The sequence below is a fragment of the Arthrobacter sp. S41 genome, assembly GCF_004320535.1.
In the GTDB taxonomy this organism is placed as follows: domain Bacteria; phylum Actinomycetota; class Actinomycetes; order Actinomycetales; family Micrococcaceae; genus Glutamicibacter.
The window spans coordinates 371280-388767 of sequence record NZ_SIHY01000002.1; the positions used below are offsets into that span (position 1 = coordinate 371280).

Consider the following 17488-nt stretch of genomic DNA (forward strand, 5'->3'; position numbering starts at 1 on the left):
CAATTTTCTTCACGTTGTGAATCTCCACTTATCTACTTTCCTTCGTCACTATGCTGCACAGTCGAAAATATTGATGACTGTCCACCACTCATAACAACTGATACTCGACTGCCGGTTATTCCCGATTCAGCTCAGGCGGTAAACTTGTCGAAGGAACCAACATACGGCATTCCCTGTTCAAATGCCGCCAAGGCATATAGAGAGTGGTGCAAGACAAGCAATGTCTGATCCAAGCTTAACGGCTCGCTACAACAACCCCAAGAAACGCAACCTCAGCAAACGAGCACGTAACTGGCTTATTGGCGCTGCGCTGAGCATTGGTGTTGTTGGAGCTGCATACGTCGGGTTCAATAACTACAGTGCCATCACGGCTCAGGACGTGAACTTTGAGGTTGTTTCTCCAACCTTGGCCAAGAGCAGCATCGTCGTTGAGTACAACTCCAAAGATCGTGTTCAGTGTGATATCCGGGCCATGAACGAGTCCAAAGCTGTTGTCGGTTACAAGACCGTGTTGCTTGATCCGGGCGAGCAGTCAGGCGTGATCAAACAGCAAATCGATGTTGACCTTCATACCGACAACCTTGCGGTGACATCCGGTGTTGAATCCTGCTATAAGGTTCCGCAGAACTTCAAGGGTTAATATTTCTGCCAGTTCATTCCCTAATAGCTGAACCTATTGGGCTTAAAGCGTTTTGGCGACTACTATCGTTGAAAAGATACGTTTTGCCCCGCATCGGTGAATGAGCCAGCTTCGAACTGTTTCATGCAGCTGGCGGGGTCTTTGCTTGCAACGCTAGAACAACGCAAGCCCGCAAAACTGTACCGAATTCGACTTCGTCGACGCCACCGCACTGGTGGCGTTCGGCTTTTGTGGCTCTTTGAGCCTCAACGGCCGCCGCGAAGTCCTAACTGACCAAAGGAAGTACAACGTGAGCACCAACAGCAACGAACCTGTCGTTTGGCTGACTCAGGAAGCCTTCGACCGCCTCCAGACCGAATTGACCTTCCTCTCCGGCCCGGGACGCGCCGAGATCGTTGCGCGTATCGAGCAGGCCCGTTCCGAAGGTGACCTCAAGGAGAACGGTGGCTACCACGCCGCTCGTGAAGAGCAGGGTAAGGCCGAAGCACGCATCCTGTACCTCAAGGACCTACTGCGTCGCGCCAACGTTGGCGAAGCACCTGCCGATGATGGCATCGTTGAACCAGGCATGATGGTTGTTGCCAACATCGCTGGTGACGAGACCTCATTCCTCTTCGGTTCCCGCGAAGTTGCTGGCGACACCGATCTGGAAGTTTACTCGGAGCAGTCGCCTATCGGCGTAGCCGTTCACGGCGCCAAGGTTGGCGACAAGCTTTCCTACGTGGCTCCAAACGGCCGAGACATCAAGGTCGAAATCATCTCGGCTAAGCCTTACCAAGCTTCCTAATAAAGCTAATAAGCACAAAGTCCACGGGCCGCTAACTCAATTGAGTTAGCGGCCCGTGGACTTTTATGCGTTGAGATTAGCCGACTGATCCGCCGGCGTTGTTAGTGATCTGTGGATCAAATCCCTCGGCACGAAGATTATTGAGCACTGCCTTGGAATGTTCGTGTCCCTTGGTTTCCAGATCAATGGTGATGGCCACGTCGCCCATGGACAACGAGCCACCGATACGGGTGTGGTCCAGGCGCGTCACGTTGGCATCTGATTCAGCGATGATACGCGAGATCTGAGCCAGCGCGCCGGGACGATCCGGAAGCATCATTCGCACGGTCAAGAATCGCCCGGCCGCCGACAGACCACGCTGAATAACCTTAAGCATCAGCAACGGATCGATGTTGCCGCCCGAGAGGATCACCGCGGTGGTCGCTGGATTGATTCCATGTTCTTCCAGACGGTTCTCCAGCAGCGCGGCAACACCCACGGCACCAGCTGGTTCAACCACCAGCTTGTTGCGTTCTAACAGGACCACCAAGGCGCGAGCTAGTGCGTCTTCAGATACTGTCACCACATCATCAACAAGTTCCTTGATGATGGTGAACGGCAGTTGCCCTGGCTTGCCCACTGCAATGCCGTCAGCGATAGTGTGCACGGTATCCAGCGGAACTAATGCGTCAGCTGCCAGTGACGGTGGGTAGGCTGCAGCATTTTCTGCCTGCACCCCAATCACCTTGATGGTTCGTCCCAGTTCTCGCGCTTTTTCCTTCAACGCAATGGCTACACCGGCAAGCAGACCGCCACCGCCGACGCCCATAAGAACCGTTTCCACTTCTGGAAGTTGTTCTAGTAGCTCCAGGCCGATGGTTCCCTGGCCGGCGATGATGTCCGGGTGGTCAAAGGGGTGAACAAATACTGCGCCTGATTTATCGGCGAAGCGCTGGGCTTCGGCCAGTGCTTGGTCCACGGTGTCTCCAAAGAGCACTACTTCCGCACCGTGATCGCGAGTGGCGGTGAGCTTGGGCAGTGCAACTCCACGAGGCATGTAGATACGAGCCTTGATACCCAGCTGGCTGGCGGCCTGCGCTACGCCTTGGGCGTGGTTACCGGCGGAAGCTGCGACAACACCGCGTGCTTTCTCTTCATCGCTGAGTTTGGACATGCGAACGTAGGCGCCTCGCACCTTGAAGGATCCGGCACGCTGCATGTTTTCGCATTTGAGGAAGACTTCGGCACCAATGTGCTGGGACAGTACCCTGGAATGCTCCACAGGGGTCAAAGCAATAACTGGCTTCAAGACCTGGGCAGCGGACTCGATGTCGGCCAGGGTGATTGGCAACTTAGTTTCTGTGGTCATGGCTTAGTCCTCGTCTGATGTCTGCTCAGGATGCCGGGTCTCCGGCGAAGTTGGTGGTTGGGTTGACGCAGGCTTTGGCGGTGGAGTCGCTGCTGCATCTTGTGCTGGTGGCTCGGTTATGGGTTGAGTTCCATAGTGCTCTAGCACTATCGGATCACTCTCCCAAGCTCTGGCCGAAAGGTATTTGACGACGGCGTTGACTACAGCCAACAGCGGTACTGCGAAGAGCGCACCGGGGATTCCGGCCAGCATGGTGCCGCCGGCTACTGCCAGCACAACTGCCAGTGGATGCAGGCTTACTGCCTTGCCCATGATCAATGGCTGCAGAACGTTGGACTCCGCCTGCTGTACTAGCAGGACCACCGCGAGCATGATCAGTGCGTTCACCCAGCCGTTGGCTACCAGGGCCAGCAGCACTGCCAAGGCGCCGGTAATCAGTGCACCAACTACCGGGATAAAGGATCCGATGAAGACCAGTACGCCCAGTGGCAATGCGAGCGGAACGCCAAGGAACAACGCACCGAGCCCAATACCGATGGCGTCGATGAGCGCCACGAGCATTTGCACTCGTACGTAACTGACCAAAGATGCCCATCCGCGGGTCAGCGCTCCGTCCATGGCTGGACGAGCGCGTCGTGGCAAAAGGTTGATCAGGAACAGACCGATTTTCCGGCCGTCGAGTAGTAAGAAAATCAGCACAAAGAGTGCCAGCAAGGTTCCGGTGAGGAATTGGCCAATGAAAGATGTCCAACCCAAAGCTTCGCTCAGGATGTTGGTAGCGTTGCCGCGCAGCTGGGCGATCATGTCATCGATGACGCTCTGCAGGTCTGCGTTGGTCAGCTTCAGCGGACCGTTAAACAGCCAGTCTTGGACCTGCTCGATACCAAATAGGGCTTGGCTCCACAGGGCGTTAAAGCCAGAGGTCAGTTTCTGTCCGGCCATGGATAGCCCGGCGATCACCAAGGCTAGGAAGCCAATGAGCGTAATGCCCACGGCTAGTCCACGCGGTACTGCCATTCGTCGGTTCAACGCATTGACCACCGGCGAAAGTAGGCCGGATAGAAGGGCAGCGACAAGGACGGGAATCACTAGCAGTGAGATCTTCGAAAGCGCCCAGACAAGCACACCGAGTGCCGCCACAATGATCAAGAAGCGCCAAGCCCAGCTCGCTGCCAAACGTACGGCATACGGCATATCTTCAGCGCTCTTAAAATCTACAGTTTCAGCGCGGGGCTCTGCAGTTTTTTCTGCGATCCTGCCCGGAAGGGAGACGCGTATGCGTCGTAAACGTTCCAACCGGCTACTCTTCATGCGTCTACGCTACCGCGTTTAAAACCTAGCTTCTTGATCCATGTCGGAATTGTGACAAAAAACAAGGACCAGTGCCCGATTTGGGCACTGGTCCTTGAATTCGGATTCAATTTGGTTAATCGTCGCCACGCAAGATGGCCAGAATGCGCAGAATCTCGGTGTAGAGCCAGATGAGGGTCATCGTCAGGCCGAAAGCACCTCGCCAAGACATGATGGCTGGAGCACCCTGGTTGGACAGTTCCTCGATCATGGTGAAGTCAGAAACCAGTGCGTAGGTCGCCAGCAAGACGGCGACAACACCGATGACTAGACCAAGTACGCCACTGCGCATGCCGAACATTCCGTCAACAACACCGGTCATCGAGAGAACCATGTTCAGCAGCGAGAAGACGATAAGACCGATCATGCCGACCATGAAGATCTTGTTCAGCTTTGGAGTCATACGGTACTTACCTGAGCGGTACAGCGCCAAGGTGACACCGGCAACGCAGATCGTTGCCAAGACAGCCTGGATGGCAATGCCTTCCATACCCGGACGGTGTTCCAGAACGCTAGATAGTCCACCAAGGAACAGACCCTGAGCAGCCGAGTACAAAAGAATCAGCACTGGCGATGGGCGCTTCTTGAAGATGTTAACCAGGCCAAGAACAAAACCTACGAGGGCACCTGGCAGCATGAGCGCTGGCATGATCCAACCGGCTGCTGCACCGATGACAACAAGTGCGAGACAGAAGATGGTCTTGTTGATGGTGTCGCCGATAGTCATTCGACCAGTATCAGCACTGGTCGCTGCAGGCTGCTGGTACATGTTTTGCAGCTGGTCGGCACTCATATTTGCATTGTCACGGAAGCCAACAGGACTTCCAGGCTTGGTTCCCCAAGCGTCAGATTGGCTCTTTGAACCAAATACCGGGTTGCTCAACGTCATTCCCCCATAGGTTGCGATTGTGCAGACTCGCAGAAAGCGAGAGTTCGTTGCTGTCAATCCTATTGAGCATTACTGTGAAATGGCTCAGTCGGAAGGATGATATTGGCTGTTTTCTCGCGGAAAAACTACTCTCTGAGCGATATTCTTGAAGGTTCTAACAAACAACCATCAAACGGTCCATGAAATAGTACTGCGAGGCCGCACGGGAAGATTCGCGAACCGAGTGTGCTCACACTGTGCTCACATTGCGCCCACTTACCTGTCTCCGGAAACAGCAAAGACCGCTACTGCCCTGTGTTTACAAGGATGTAGCGGTCTTATTGTGTGGTGCCCCCAGCGAGACTCGAACTCGCAAGCCTTTCGGCAGCTGATTTTAAGTCAGCCGTGTATGCCAATTCCACCATGGGGGCAAGACTCTCAAATCTTACGTGATCTCGAAAGCAAATATAAAATCCACAATTCGCACGTGCGCGAGGGGCCGAATATTCGGCCCCTCGCAACGTAGTCGATCAGCTAAGTCTGAAGCTTACTTCTTTGGCTTAGCCGACTCTTCGAAAGCAGTGCGTGGTGCTTCAAGGTTGTTCAGCTGCAGGCCGTCGCGCTTGAAGAAGATTGCAACTAGCCAGTCGCCGACAACGCGGAACTTGCGCTCGAAGGTTGGCATGGCCATACCGTGGTAACCGCGGTGAGCCATCCATGCTGGCCAGCCCTTGAGCTTGATGCCAACAACCTTGGCAACACCCTTGTTGCGACCGAAGCCAGCAACTGCGCCGAGGTTTGAGTGCTTGTATTCCTTGATGGTGCCAACGCCGTAGCGAGCAGCATAAAGGTTCTTTGCCAACAGCTTTGCCTGACGTACGGCGTGCTGAGCGTTAGGAACGCAGGTTCCGTCTGGCAGGCCGCCGGTGACGTCCTTGACTGCCGAGATATCGCCAGCTGCCCAGGCACCTTCCAGTGGATCGCCGTTGGCATCCTTGACGCGCAGGTCGGTGCGGGTCTCGATGCGGCCGCGCTGCTCGATTGGGAAGTCGGTGGAGCGAACCATTGGGTTAGCCATAACACCGGCACACCAGATCAGGGTGTCTGCGCCGAATTCGCCAGCGGAGGACTTGTCGCCCATGTTGATCAGCTCAAGGTTGCCGTCCACTGCGCTGTTCAGCGAGGTGTTCAGCAGTACCTCTACGCCGCGGCTACGCAGGTGTTCAACAACCCACTCAGCCTGCTCTTCGGTAACTTCTGGCATGATGCGACCCATGGCCTCAACAAGAACGAAGCGAGCTTCCTTCTGGTCAACGCGGTCGTTGAGCTTGATCAGGTCGCGAGCCATATCTTCAAGCTCGGCAATGGTTTCGATACCTGCGAAGCCGCCACCAACAACAACGAAAGTCAGTGCGCGCTTGCGGGCTACTGGGTCAGTCATGTTCGAAGCGGACTCGATGCGCTCGGCAACCTTGTTGCGCAGTGCGACAGCCTCTTCGATGGTCTTCAGACCAATGCCGGTCTCAGCAAGACCGGTGATTGGGAAGGTACGAGTGACGGCGCCAGCCGACATAACAACGTCGGTGTATTCCAGCTCAAACTGCTCGCCGTTGACTGGAGCAACTACTGCCTTCTTGTTGGCGTGGTCGATGCTCAGCACGCGACCGTTAACAAGTTCGGAGTGCTTCAGGTGCTGGCGGTGCGAAACCACAACGTGGCGTGCTTCGATATTGCCACCGGCAACTTCTGGCAAGAATGGCTGGTAAGTCATGTATGGGTTCGGGTCAACAACGGTAACGATACCGCCGTGGGCCTTGACCTTCTTCTGCAGTTTCATCGCGACGTAAAGGCCAACGTAGCCACCGCCGACGACAAGAATGCGTGGACGCTTCTGGGAGGATTCGATGATCGACATACTCTTGATTCTACGCGGATATTCCGAGTTAGTGAAAACATTCACTAGCAATTTCCGTCAGATGCGTCACGCTTACTTCATGAACTTGCCTTCGAGTACTTCAGCCAGCAAATCTGTATCCAAGCCACAACACAAAATGGGAACGAAACCGCGAGGTTTCGTTCCCATTTTTTAGTCTCTGCTATTTTTCGTCTTCGGGGATGTCATCAAAAAGATCGTGATCCCCTGCAGACTTACCAACCTTCAAGGAGCTCAGCGATGCCGAAGCTGCACTTTCGGTATATCGTTCGCGGCGTTTACGGAGCAAGGTTTGAATCCCGCCAGCCAGGATCACCAGAACCAGTAATGCCGCACCACCGATGATTATCAGTGGCTGCAAAATCGGAGTAGATTGCTCGGGCTGAATCGGAGTCGGAGCGGCTACCTGCTTAAGCGCGGACTTTTCCATTGAGACGCCAGGTGCTGGAGCCTCGGTGGTGTCCGACGCGTTGCGGCGATGCACTCGAATCCATTCTTCAATGGTGCCCAGTGGATTTTCGGATACCGAAGGCACATTGTTGTTCACTGCCGCATTGGCATTGATGATTCCGTAGCCATACAGGTTGTCCACCCCAGGGGCTCCAGTATCCCGTGCAGTCTTCAGGATCCGGTTAATGACATCCGGAGCCTTCATATCTGGGTACTTTGAGCGGATCAGGGCTGCCACTCCGGCAACCAGCGGAGCTGCACCGGAGGTACCAGACCAGCGAGCGTAACCATTATCTGGCAGGCCACCCACCAGCTGTTCGGCAGGAGCCGCTACACCGATGGAGATGCCTTCAGTGGAAGAATCCTGGGACGCTTTGCCGCTTTCATCCACACCGGCCACGGTGAGCACACCCGGAATTGTCGCAGGCGCACCTACCTGGCTCATGCCACCGGAACGGTTACCGGCGGCGGCCACAATAACAACGTCGTGGTCTTCAGCGTATTTGAACGCATCGTCCCAACTTTCGGGCCAGGCTGGACTAGTCGAGCCCAAAGACATGTTGATGACCTTGGCCCCGTTATCAACTGCCCACTTCACAGCGCGTGGAATCTGCTCTTCAACAGGGATGTTGGCAGGGTTGCCTTCACCCATCCACAGCGAAACGGACAGTAGCTTCGATTCCGGGGCTACACCCAGTACACCGTCGCTGCCGCCGCTTGGTTTCGGAACCTCTTCATACTCAGGCTCTTTGGGGATTTCAACCTTTTCGACGTCGTCTTTTTCGTCGTCTTTGGCCTCGTCTAGGCGCTTTTTGTTCTCGTCTTCGGCAGACTTCTTAGATTTTTCCCACGCTGCTTTGAGGCGTTCGTTTTCGGACTTGACCTTGGTGATCTCGCTTTTGTTGTTGCCGCGTCCGGCAAGCAGGGTCGCGACAAGGGTGGCGTGTTCACTCATGACGCCAATTGGCTTGTTGCCTTTTTCGTCGCCAGCGCCCGACATGTCCACTCCCCCTGCGACGGCCCCCTTGAGGTCCGTATGCGAGGTATCGATGCCTGTGTCAATCACGGCAACCTTGACGCCCTCACCTTTGGTGGTCTGTTGCGCGTCATTCACTTCAAGCGAATTCAACCAGTACTCAGAATCTCGCATGTCGTCAGCGTGGGCTGGGGTGAGCCCGGTGAGCATAGCTAAAGTGAGTATCGCAACGACAAGTGCGGAGCCACATTTTTTCAGGCTCGCATTGTTCTTGGCGCGCAGAGCTGAGCTCAAGAGATCTCTCCTTGGTCGGTTCCGAAATTGCGGATTAGGCGTTGGATGCTGCTGTAGCAGCAATTCCGTCGAGAATATCGTGTTCCGATGCAATTAGTCGCATCGGGCGATTGCCGCTAGTCGTTTCCAAGTAATGAAGGATGCGCTCAACGATGGCCGCGCCGGCCTGAATAACATCTACTCGCCCGGGGTGCATAAAGCCCAGCGCTTCACGTTCTTCTCGCGAGTACGACAGCATGTCTTGGGTAGCAGCACGCATCTGGTCGAAGCTGAGTTCTGCGCCATGAATCTTTTCAGATTCATACTTTTTTAGACCCAGCGCCTGTGCTGTCAGGGTAGTGAAAGTTCCGGCAACCATGATCACAGCATCAATCTGCGAAACATCCACCTGGCCGTTGAGGGTACTCAGCGTGGTGTCCATGAAGTCAATTGCTGCTGGGGAATCTAGGCCCAATTCTTGGAACCGCTCGGTGACTCGAACACAACCCATGTCCAAGCTCTTGGCTGCCAAGGGACCAGTCGAATCGCCTACAACAAATTCGGTGGATCCACCGCCCAGATCAATGACCAAGCTCTTTCCACTTTGGCCGGCACGCACCGAAGCAGCACCGTTGAAGGATAGCGAGGCTTCTTCATCTCCACTGATTACCTCTGGCGCAACACCGAGGATACGGGAAATTTCTTCCGCAAAAACATCGCGGTTTGAAACATCACGGGCTGCCGAGGTCGCCACAAAACGAATGGCCTGAACCTGATGCTCATCGCACATCGCTTTGTATTCGCGGGCGGCAGCAAAGGTACGTTCGAGTGCCTCCGGAGCAAAGGCACCGGTGGCATCCACGCCCTGCCCTAGACGGACAACACGCATGGTGCGCACAACATCTACAAGCGTGGTTCCGGTGCTTTCATGGTGCACATCGGCAATGAGCAGGCGGATGGAGTTGGTTCCGCAGTCAATTCCGGCAACGCGCATTACGCGTCATCTCCGGCGGCGCGTTCAGCGGCTTCACGTTCAGCACGCTTAGCGGCGCGCTGTGCACGTTTAGCTGCAGGGTCCTGCATCTCTTGGGTCTTCACGTGGCGGGAACGGTCATGGCTTGGCGCCTCAGACTCGGTATCCCATGCGCCAACGCAGTAGCACTTGTCCTTGGTCCACCACTCGGCAATGCCGTTCAGCGCTTCATCACCCAGTGGGTTCACGCCTTCGCCCGCGGCCAGTGAATGTCCTACCAAAACGTGCAGGCATTTCACACGAGTGGGCATGCCACCGGCGGAAACACCATCAATTTCGGGAACCGCTCCGGTGCCCGAACGCTCACCAATGGCAGCACGGTTAGCTAGGTAAGATTCGTGAGCTTGTACGTAGGCCGCAGCCAGCGCCGAGTCTTCACCGAGCTTTTCGTTCATCTCGTTCATCAACCCGGCGGCTTCTAGACGGGAGACCGCCGCGGTGATCACTGGATGTGCCAGGTAGTACGTGGTTGGGAATGGGATTCCGGAGGAAAGCCGGGGTGCGGTGGTGGCAACCAACGGGTTTCCGCAGACGCAACGAGCGCCGATTTCCACCACGTCGCGCACTGGTCGGTTCAGCTGGCGGGAGAGAGTCTCCAGGTCGGATTCACTTGGTACTCGTCCGGCAGCGTCAAGGGCTTCGCGGATTGGCTGTTCAGTCACGGGTCTTAGTTCTCTTCAGTCAAAGTGGTTAGTCAGTGGCGGAACGACGTACCGAGTCAAGCAATGCATCAACCCAAGGAAGTTCTTGGCGCACCTCAAAGGTGCTGCCATTGCCCTCAGCTGCGGTGTCGTCATCTTCCGGGCGATCGCCCACAACCATGTACAGCTTTTCGCCAGGCATGACCAAGTTTATCCGCTCGCGCGCTTGCTGCTTGATGTACAGCGGATCATCCCAGCGCGCGATTTCGGCTTTAAGGTCATCACGCTGAGCTTCAAGGGACTCGATGGAAGCGTTGAGCTCGTTGAGTTCAGCCATTTGCTTCCGGTAGTAATTTACCGTTGGCACCAGCATCACAGCGAAGAAGGCAAGGACCACAAGCAAAGCAGCGATACGCCCGGAAAAACGGTGTGCTGCTACCGGTTCACCTTCTGGGACTGGCTTGTCGGTGACAGGTTTTTCACCTGGTTTACGGCGTACCGCGGCCGAGAACTTCATCCGGTCATCGCGACGGCGTTCGTTCTGCTTTTCCTTGGCACGCTCAACCAGAGGCAACTTAGATTTTGACGATTCGTTGCCAGCAAATTTTTTGGAACGAGGTGACGCATCTGACGCTTCATCTTCGCTCTGCTCATGCTTTGGTGCAGATTTTGAAGGCGTTGAAGCCTCCTTGTTGCTGGCACCTGAAGCAGACTTAGGACGCGGCACCGCTGGAGCTTTTTTGGCTGGAGTCACAGGAGCAACTACGTGCAACGCATCGGTGGGTGGTTCAGCCATTGAATCTAGGCCGGAATCCTCAGGCGTCTGAGCAGGAATGTTTTCAGACTGCTCTACCGGTTCCGGAGTATTACGCCGAGGCATGCGTGGCGGTCGCTGTGCCATACTCCCCCAATTTCCCATCGTGCTTTCGTACAGTACTGCCGTGGAAACGGCACATATATCCATTAAATAACGAAAAGCTCGCCGGTATCCACTACCGACGAGCTTATTCGCTTTAAATGTTAATTAGCTGTTGAAACGCGGGAACGCATTGCGTCCAGCGTAAACAGCTGAAGCGCCCAAGTCTTCCTCGATGCGCAGCAGCTGGTTGTACTTAGCTACGCGCTCGGAACGAGCTGGTGCACCGGTCTTGATCTGACCTGCGTTGGTTGCAACACAGATGTCAGCGATGGTGACGTCTTCGGTTTCACCCGAGCGGTGCGAGGTGATGGTGGTGTAACCAGCGCGCTGAGCCATGGTGACAGCGTCGATGGTTTCGGTCAGGGAACCAATCTGGTTGACCTTCACCAGCAGCGAGTTAGCGGTGCCCTTGGCAATGCCGTCGGCAAGACGCTCTGGGTTGGTTACGAACAGGTCGTCACCAACCAGCTGAACCTTGTCACCGATTGCATCGGTAAGGGTCTTCCAGCCGTCCCAGTCGTTCTCGTCCAGTGGATCCTCGATGGAAACCAATGGGAAGTCGGCAACGAGCTCAGCGTAGTAATCGCTCATCTCCTGAGCGGACAGTGCCTTGCCTTCGAACTGGTATGCACCGTTCTCGAAGAACTCAGAGGAAGCAACGTCCAAAGCCAAAGCGATCTGCTCACCTGGGGTGTAGCCAGCGCGGGTGATAGCTTCGGTGATCAGTTCCAGTGCAGCACGGTTGCTTGGCAGGTTAGGAGCGAAGCCGCCCTCATCGCCCAGACCGGTGGACAGGTTCTTTTCCTTCAGTACGGACTTGAGGTTGTGGTAAACCTCAACGCCCCAACGCAGACCTTCGGAGAAGGTTGGTGCGCCCAAAGGAACAATCATGAATTCCTGGATGTCCACATCGGAGTCGGCGTGGGAGCCACCGTTGAGGATGTTCATCAGTGGAACTGGAAGTACGTGTGCGTTCGGGCCGCCCAAGTACTTGTACAGAGGAAGGTTGGAGCTCACTGCTGCTGCGTTAGCAACTGCCAGCGAAACGCCCAAGATAGCGTTTGCGCCAAGCTTGCCCTTGTTGCTGGTTCCGTCCAGTTCAAGCATTGCCTGGTCGATCGCGCGCTGATCGGTTGCATCGAGGCCTTCAAGTTCGTCAGCGATCTCGTCGATGACGGACTCTACTGCTCCGAGAACACCCTTGCCCAGGTAACGATCCTTGTCACCGTCGCGACGCTCAACTGCTTCGAACTGACCGGTGGAAGCACCGGATGGAACTGCTGCACGGCCGTGCGAACCGTCGGAAAGCAGAACCTCAACCTCAACGGTTGGGTTGCCGCGGGAATCAAGAATTTCGCGCGCGTGGATGGCGTCAATCAATGCCATGAGTATGGGCTCCTTGTAGAAAGGTGTGGTCTAAGGAAGGTCAGCCAGCAGTCGCTGAAAAGACCGTCGGCGCCTTTGCCAGTCTCTAGCCTAGCGCTTCGAAGGTGATTTAGGCGATATCGTGGCGTCGATTTCAGAACCGTAGCGTTTCGATAGCGTTACGCGCAGAACAGATTCGGCATCTAGGCCCAGTTCTTCTGCCCTTGCCGTCAGCGCCAGCAGCTCGGCGGCCAGGGTGTCTTCATCAGTAATTCGTTCCCTTACCGAATGGCTGACTAACTGATCATCGACCTTGTCAGAGCCCGCTCTGGTATGCCTCTCCAGTAGCTTTTGGGCCAGTGTGAGGGACGGCAATCCAGCAGGGAGGCCAGCGTTTTTGCGTGCCTTCGGCTTGCCTTGTCGCTCGGCTTGTTTGGCTGCGTCCCAGACGCGAATAATCTCGTCAACATCATCGGTAATGAAATGGCGAACTTCGCCATCAGCATCAAAAACATGTTGGTTTCGACGCAACAATTTTTCATTGAGTGTTTGTGAAATGTCTTCTATCCCGAAGTTGCCCTGCTCGTCTTCAATCAGTGCATGCAGTAACACTTGGAAGTAAAGATCGCCTAGTTCCTCTTTGAGCAGCTCCGGATTGTTTTCGGAGATGGCATCAAGAACCTCGTAGCTTTCCTCAATGAGGTAGGTGCGCAGGGACTCGTGGGTCAGTGCTGCGGTCCAAGCGCATTTTTCACGCAAGATGTTTATCGTCTGAATCAACTGTTGCGTCGGTGTCTGCTTCTGCGCCATAACGACCATGCTAGCGAAGTCTGGCACCGCCCAAGGCAAAACAAAAGACCAGCACCTCCGATGAAGGAGGAACTGGCCTTCAGCATCAACGTTCTAGCGACTGACGCTTATTAGTCGGCGACGTTTTCGTATTCGTCTTCGTCGAATTCGCCCTGCACGTCGTCGTCTTCCAACAGATTGTCGTAGTAGTCGTTGATGTATTCAACAAGCAACTCACGCATTTCCAATGGGACAAAGGCGGCTTCTGCAGCATTGAGCGTCAGGTCCAACAGGTCTTCGAGGTCGTAGTCGAAGCCTTCGACCAGTAGCTCAAATTCGTCGGACAGGCTGGTGCCGGACATCAGTCGGTTATCTGGTGAGATGGTGACGTTAAAACCAGTCTGGACCAACAGATCGATCGGGTGGTTACGAATACCCTCACCGAACTTGGCGGTAGCGCCGGTCTGCAGGTTAGACGATGGGCAGATTTCTAGTGGGATACCGCGTTCGCGTACCCAGTTTGCCACTGGACCCAGCGAAACCAAACCGGTGTCATCACTGAGCTCTTCACCGTTTTCATCGATGGCGCCGAATTCAATTTCAATGTCTTCAGCAACTCGAACACCGTGACCCAAGCGCTGAGCGCGACCGATCAAGATTGCTTCCTTGATGGAATCTAGGCCTGCGGCCTCGCCAGCGTGAACGGTGGTTGGGAACAGGTTTTCGGCCAACAGGTCGAAAGCTTCCTTCAGGCGTGATGGCGGGAAGCCATCTTCCGGGCCGGCGATGTCAAAGGCGACAACCCCGTGGCCGCGGTGGCGCAGCGCCAGCTTGGCGATTTCCACGCTCTGATCACTTTGGCGCATGGCGCTAAGTACTTGACCAACCTGCATTGGGTGGCCTTGGGCGTTCAGCACTTCACAGGCTTGGTCCAGACCTTCTTGAACGGCGTCCACAACGTCATCCAGGCTCAGGCCTTCGCGCAGGTGCTGCTCTGGTGCGTAGCGAACTTCGCCGTAGATCACGCCGTCTTCTGCGAGGTCTTCAACAAACTCGCGGGCTACGCGGATCAGTGCGTCACTGGTCTGCATCACTGCAAGGGTGTGCTCGAAAGTTTCCAAGTAACGTGGCAGAGAGCCGGAGTCGGCCGATTCACGGAACCAATCGCCCAAAGCTTCAGCTTCGGTCTCAGGCAGTTTGTGGTTTACCTCAGCGGCCAGTTCGATGATCGTTTGAGGTCGCAATCCACCATCAAGGTGGTCGTGTAGCGAAACTTTAGGCAGATCCCGGAAGTCGAACGCAGGATCATAATCAGTATGAATCAATTCTTCAGTCACACCATTGAGCCTAGTCGCTATTCCCGTGAACTGACAGTTCCAGCAGGTAAAGATCTTCGAGCCACAATGTGACCCTGCTCAATACTGCAGGTTAACCCTCGTCGGTGGTTGGTGGGACGGTCTCACGTTCAACTTGTTCACGGTGCTCCTTGGCCAGCTCAGCACGCCGGTGATAGCGATCAAGCGCCCAACTGACAATCCGATCAATGATGAATCCAAGCACCACGGCAATCACAATCGAGATTGCGATGCCGAGCAGTTTATTATCATGCATCCAGTTGCCAGCCAGAGCACCGATGCTCACCGAGTAGGTGGCCCAGGTCAGCACCCCGATGGTGTCAAAGAGCGTGAAGCGCTTATGGCTGTATCCGGTGGCCCCGGCGGTGAGGTTCACCGCCACACGTCCCACTGGAATGTAGCGGGCGGTGAAGATCAGCAATGCTCCGGAAGTCTCTAACTTCTTCTCAGCGTAGTGAAGTACCCGTTGAGCACGTCGTCCGCGCATCCAGCTAAATCGACGAGAACCGATCTTTCGACCGATCGCAAAGGTGATCTGGTCCCCCAACAGTGCACCGGCAGCGCCGAGGACACCAACAAGAATGAGGTTAGGTGTGCCGGAGTGGATACCAACTACGGCCAGTGAGACGAGGAAAGATTCGCTGGGAACGATGGGGAAAAACGCGTCAATAAGGCAGAACAGAAATAAGAGCGGCAGAACCCACCATGCACTGGCAGCCTGCGTAATGGCCTCATTAACTAGTTCCATACGTACTTACATCTTCTTTCCCGAAACGCTTACAGCGTTGTCCACTACTTCATTTTCGCTCGAGAGTCTGCAGGTTCGCATCATACTGTTGCGTCAATGTGGACTTCTTCTACCCACTACCCAGGTAGGAGCTAATGGGTCAACGATTCGGTACCTCAAAATGGTTCCCAACCCATGCGCAAAAAGAAGGGCCGAAAAACGTCTTTGACGTTTTTCGACCCTTCGATGATTCAAGCCAGTTACCTAGCAGCAATACGATCCATAATCAGACGCATATCCGGGCGGTCGTCCTTGGCGCCGATCATGATGGCGTGCTCAACTAGCTCGATAGCACGTGCCATCTTTTCTGGTGTGTCGGTCAGCAGGGTCGCGATGGGCTCCCCACGACGAACCATGGCTCCGGGCTTCACGTGCATGCGCACGCCAGCTCCGGCCTGAACGCTGTCTTCCTTACGGGCACGGCCTGCACCCAAAGTCCACGCGGCCAAACCAATGTCCATGGCATCAAGTTTGATCAATACACCTTCGGCCGGAGCTACGACGGTGTGCGATTCCTTAGCCACTGGCAGTTTTCCATCCGGATCGCCACCTTGAGCTGCGATCATGGCACGCCAGCTGTCCATGGCCTGTCCATTGTTCAGCGCTGCACGCACATCAACATCATGAATGCCGGCACCAGCCAGCATTTCGACGGCCAAGGCAACGGTCAGCTCAATAACGTCTTCTGGTCCCCCACCGGCGAGCACCTCAACGGACTCTTCGACCTCGATCGCATTACCTGCGGTGAGGCCCAGCGGAGTTTCCATATTGGTCAGCAAGGCGACGGTGTTCACTCCGGCGTCGGTGCCAAGGTTGACCATGGTCTCGGCGAGTTCGCGGGCCATGGATTCGTCCTTCATGAACGCGCCGGAGCCAACCTTCACGTCCAGAACGAGAGAGCCGGTACCTTCGGCGATCTTCTTGCTCATGATTGACGAGGCGATCAGCGGGATTGCTTCGACGGTTGCGGTGACGTCGCGCAGTGCGTAGAGCTTCTTATCTGCCGGCGCCAAGCCAGCACCGGCAGCACAGATCACCGCACCCACGGTGGAAAGCTGGGAGAAGAGTTCTTCATTGGATAGGTTTGCACGCCATCCGGGAATCGCTTCAAGCTTGTCCAAGGTGCCACCGGTATGACCCAGACCGCGGCCCGAAAGCTGTGGCACGGCAACACCAAAGCTTGCCACCAATGGCGCTAGCGGCAAGGTGATCTTATCTCCCACGCCGCCGGTGGAATGCTTGTCGGTGGTTGCGAGTTTTTTGCCCTGAGGATCAGCCAAGGTGGAGAAGTCCATGCGCTCACCGGAGTTGATCATAGCGGTGGTCCAGCGGGAAATCTCGCTACGGTTCATGCCCTGGAAAAAGATCGCCATATTCAACGCGGACATCTGCTCTTCAGCAATGACCCCGCGGGTATAAGCGTCGATGGTCCAGTCAATCATTTCGTTGCTCAGTTCTCCGCCGTCGCGCTTGGCACGAATGACTTCAACTGCACTGAATTTTTCGGTAGCCATCGTTGGCACCTTTCGTTCTGGAGTTCACCGGTAAACCGGTGTTACACGTTGAGGTTTTGCGGCCCGAAGGCATCAGGCAATAGATCTTCAATCCCCACGATGCCGCGGGCAGTTTTGATCTTTAGATCTGCCCCTCGGTGTTCAAAGAGGATTTGGCGGCAGCGTCCGCAGGGGGTGATGAGTTCCAGTTGGTTCTCTTCGAGTTGGCCGAAGCAAACGAAGTATTCCAAGGTGCCGCCGCCGGTAGCAAAGAGCTGTCCGACCATGGCGCATTCGGCGCACAGGGTGACACCGTAGGCGGCGTTTTCGACGTTGCATCCGGAGATTGTGCGGCCGTCGCTGGTCAAAGCCGCGGACCCTACCCGGAACTTGGAGTAGGGTGCGTAGGCCTGAGACAGCGCGGCCGCGGCGGCAGCTTCAAGCTGCGACCACGGCGCGGTGTTGGTATTCATGGGTACCA

16 protein-coding genes and 1 tRNA gene are annotated in these 17488 nt (G+C 55.5%); 2 read left to right on the forward strand and 15 right to left on the reverse strand.

Annotated elements, in window-relative coordinates; all coding sequences use genetic code 11:
* Window positions 1-220 precede the first annotated feature (220 nt).
* Together EYR88_RS13035 and greA are read left to right on the forward strand one after the other, a co-directional pair.
* Complete coding sequence (locus EYR88_RS13035) at window positions 221-640, forward strand: DUF4307 domain-containing protein (RefSeq protein WP_165477366.1); 420 nt, start codon at window positions 221-223, stop codon at window positions 638-640.
* 289 nt (window positions 641-929) lie between these two features.
* Window positions 930-1427 (forward strand): transcription elongation factor GreA, encoded by a 498-nt coding sequence (greA, locus tag EYR88_RS13040; protein WP_131090190.1) that lies wholly within the window; start codon window positions 930-932, stop codon window positions 1425-1427.
* A gap of 76 nt (window positions 1428-1503) precedes the next feature.
* Here the strand turns inward: greA and ilvA are convergent, their stop codons facing one another.
* The 15 genes from ilvA to EYR88_RS13115 form a co-directional block, all read right to left on the reverse strand.
* A complete protein-coding gene (gene ilvA, locus EYR88_RS13045; RefSeq protein ID WP_131090191.1) occupies window positions 1504-2775 on the reverse strand; it encodes a threonine ammonia-lyase in 1272 nt (423 codons plus the stop codon).
* Window positions 2776-2778: 3 nt separating this feature from the next.
* Window positions 2779-4086 (reverse strand): AI-2E family transporter, encoded by a 1308-nt coding sequence (locus EYR88_RS13050; protein ID WP_131090192.1) that lies wholly within the window; start codon window positions 4084-4086, stop codon window positions 2779-2781.
* A gap of 115 nt (window positions 4087-4201) precedes the next feature.
* A complete protein-coding gene (locus EYR88_RS13055; RefSeq protein WP_347559258.1) occupies window positions 4202-4918 on the reverse strand; it encodes a Bax inhibitor-1/YccA family protein in 717 nt (238 codons plus the stop codon).
* A gap of 421 nt (window positions 4919-5339) precedes the next feature.
* A tRNA-Leu gene (locus EYR88_RS13060) sits at window positions 5340-5424 on the reverse strand.
* A gap of 116 nt (window positions 5425-5540) precedes the next feature.
* Complete coding sequence (locus EYR88_RS13065) at window positions 5541-6908, reverse strand: FAD-dependent oxidoreductase (RefSeq protein ID WP_131090194.1); 1368 nt, start codon at window positions 6906-6908, stop codon at window positions 5541-5543.
* A 181-nt stretch (window positions 6909-7089) separates the two neighbouring features.
* The gene (locus tag EYR88_RS13070; RefSeq protein WP_242632579.1) at window positions 7090-8646 is read right to left on the reverse strand and encodes a S8 family serine peptidase; all 1557 of its coding nucleotides are present in this window, start codon (window positions 8644-8646) and stop codon (window positions 7090-7092) included.
* A gap of 34 nt (window positions 8647-8680) precedes the next feature.
* A complete protein-coding gene (locus EYR88_RS13075; RefSeq protein ID WP_131090195.1) occupies window positions 8681-9619 on the reverse strand; it encodes a Ppx/GppA phosphatase family protein in 939 nt (312 codons plus the stop codon).
* Window positions 9619-10320 carry a DUF501 domain-containing protein gene (locus EYR88_RS13080; RefSeq protein WP_131090196.1) on the reverse strand — a complete coding sequence of 234 codons (702 nt, stop codon included), beginning with the start codon at window positions 10318-10320 and terminating at the stop codon, window positions 9619-9621. Before EYR88_RS13080 ends, EYR88_RS13075 begins: the two co-directional genes overlap by 1 nt.
* A 28-nt stretch (window positions 10321-10348) precedes the next feature.
* Window positions 10349-11200, reverse strand: coding sequence for a septum formation initiator family protein (locus EYR88_RS16265; RefSeq protein WP_242632580.1), 852 nt, complete (start codon window positions 11198-11200; stop codon window positions 10349-10351).
* A gap of 123 nt (window positions 11201-11323) precedes the next feature.
* A complete protein-coding gene (gene eno, locus EYR88_RS13090; protein ID WP_131090197.1) occupies window positions 11324-12604 on the reverse strand; it encodes a phosphopyruvate hydratase in 1281 nt (426 codons plus the stop codon).
* Between the two features lie 90 nt (window positions 12605-12694).
* Window positions 12695-13393, reverse strand: a complete 699-nt coding sequence (locus tag EYR88_RS13095; RefSeq protein ID WP_242632581.1) for a MazG nucleotide pyrophosphohydrolase domain-containing protein — start codon at window positions 13391-13393, stop codon at window positions 12695-12697.
* Window positions 13394-13503: 110 nt separating this feature from the next.
* A complete protein-coding gene (locus EYR88_RS13100; protein ID WP_131090198.1) occupies window positions 13504-14709 on the reverse strand; it encodes an adenosine deaminase in 1206 nt (401 codons plus the stop codon).
* Window positions 14710-14800: 91 nt separating this feature from the next.
* Complete coding sequence (locus EYR88_RS13105) at window positions 14801-15475, reverse strand: DedA family protein (protein WP_131090199.1); 675 nt, start codon at window positions 15473-15475, stop codon at window positions 14801-14803.
* A 239-nt stretch (window positions 15476-15714) separates the two neighbouring features.
* The gene (locus tag EYR88_RS13110; protein WP_131090200.1) at window positions 15715-17028 is read right to left on the reverse strand and encodes a thymidine phosphorylase; all 1314 of its coding nucleotides are present in this window, start codon (window positions 17026-17028) and stop codon (window positions 15715-15717) included.
* 41 nt (window positions 17029-17069) lie between these two features.
* Window positions 17070-17480 (reverse strand): cytidine deaminase, encoded by a 411-nt coding sequence (locus tag EYR88_RS13115; protein WP_131090201.1) that lies wholly within the window; start codon window positions 17478-17480, stop codon window positions 17070-17072.
* Between the last annotated feature and the right edge of the window lie 8 nt (window positions 17481-17488).

What these genes read in the sequence shown, in the direction of transcription:
- EYR88_RS13035 (WP_165477366.1), top strand. Translation starts at nt 221, where the DNA reads ATGTCTGATCCAAGCTTAACGGCTCGCTACAACAACCCCAAGAAACGC.
- ilvA (WP_131090191.1), bottom strand. Translation starts at nt 2,775, where the DNA reads ATGACCACAGAAACTAAGTTGCCAATCACCCTGGCCGACATCGAGTCC.
- EYR88_RS13050 (WP_131090192.1), bottom strand. Translation starts at nt 4,086, where the DNA reads ATGAAGAGTAGCCGGTTGGAACGTTTACGACGCATACGCGTCTCCCTT.
- EYR88_RS13055 (WP_347559258.1), bottom strand. Translation starts at nt 4,918, where the DNA reads ATGAGTGCCGACCAGCTGCAAAACATGTACCAGCAGCCTGCAGCGACC.
- EYR88_RS13065 (WP_131090194.1), bottom strand. Translation starts at nt 6,908, where the DNA reads ATGTCGATCATCGAATCCTCCCAGAAGCGTCCACGCATTCTTGTCGTC.
- EYR88_RS13075 (WP_131090195.1), bottom strand. Translation starts at nt 9,619, where the DNA reads ATGCGCGTTGCCGGAATTGACTGCGGAACCAACTCCATCCGCCTGCTC.
- EYR88_RS16265 (WP_242632580.1), bottom strand. Translation starts at nt 11,200, where the DNA reads ATGGCACAGCGACCGCCACGCATGCCTCGGCGTAATACTCCGGAACCG.
- eno (WP_131090197.1), bottom strand. Translation starts at nt 12,604, where the DNA reads ATGGCATTGATTGACGCCATCCACGCGCGCGAAATTCTTGATTCCCGC.
- EYR88_RS13095 (WP_242632581.1), bottom strand. Translation starts at nt 13,393, where the DNA reads ATGGCGCAGAAGCAGACACCGACGCAACAGTTGATTCAGACGATAAAC.
- EYR88_RS13105 (WP_131090199.1), bottom strand. Translation starts at nt 15,475, where the DNA reads ATGGAACTAGTTAATGAGGCCATTACGCAGGCTGCCAGTGCATGGTGG.
- EYR88_RS13110 (WP_131090200.1), bottom strand. Translation starts at nt 17,028, where the DNA reads ATGGCTACCGAAAAATTCAGTGCAGTTGAAGTCATTCGTGCCAAGCGC.
- EYR88_RS13115 (WP_131090201.1), bottom strand. Translation starts at nt 17,480, where the DNA reads ATGAATACCAACACCGCGCCGTGGTCGCAGCTTGAAGCTGCCGCCGCG.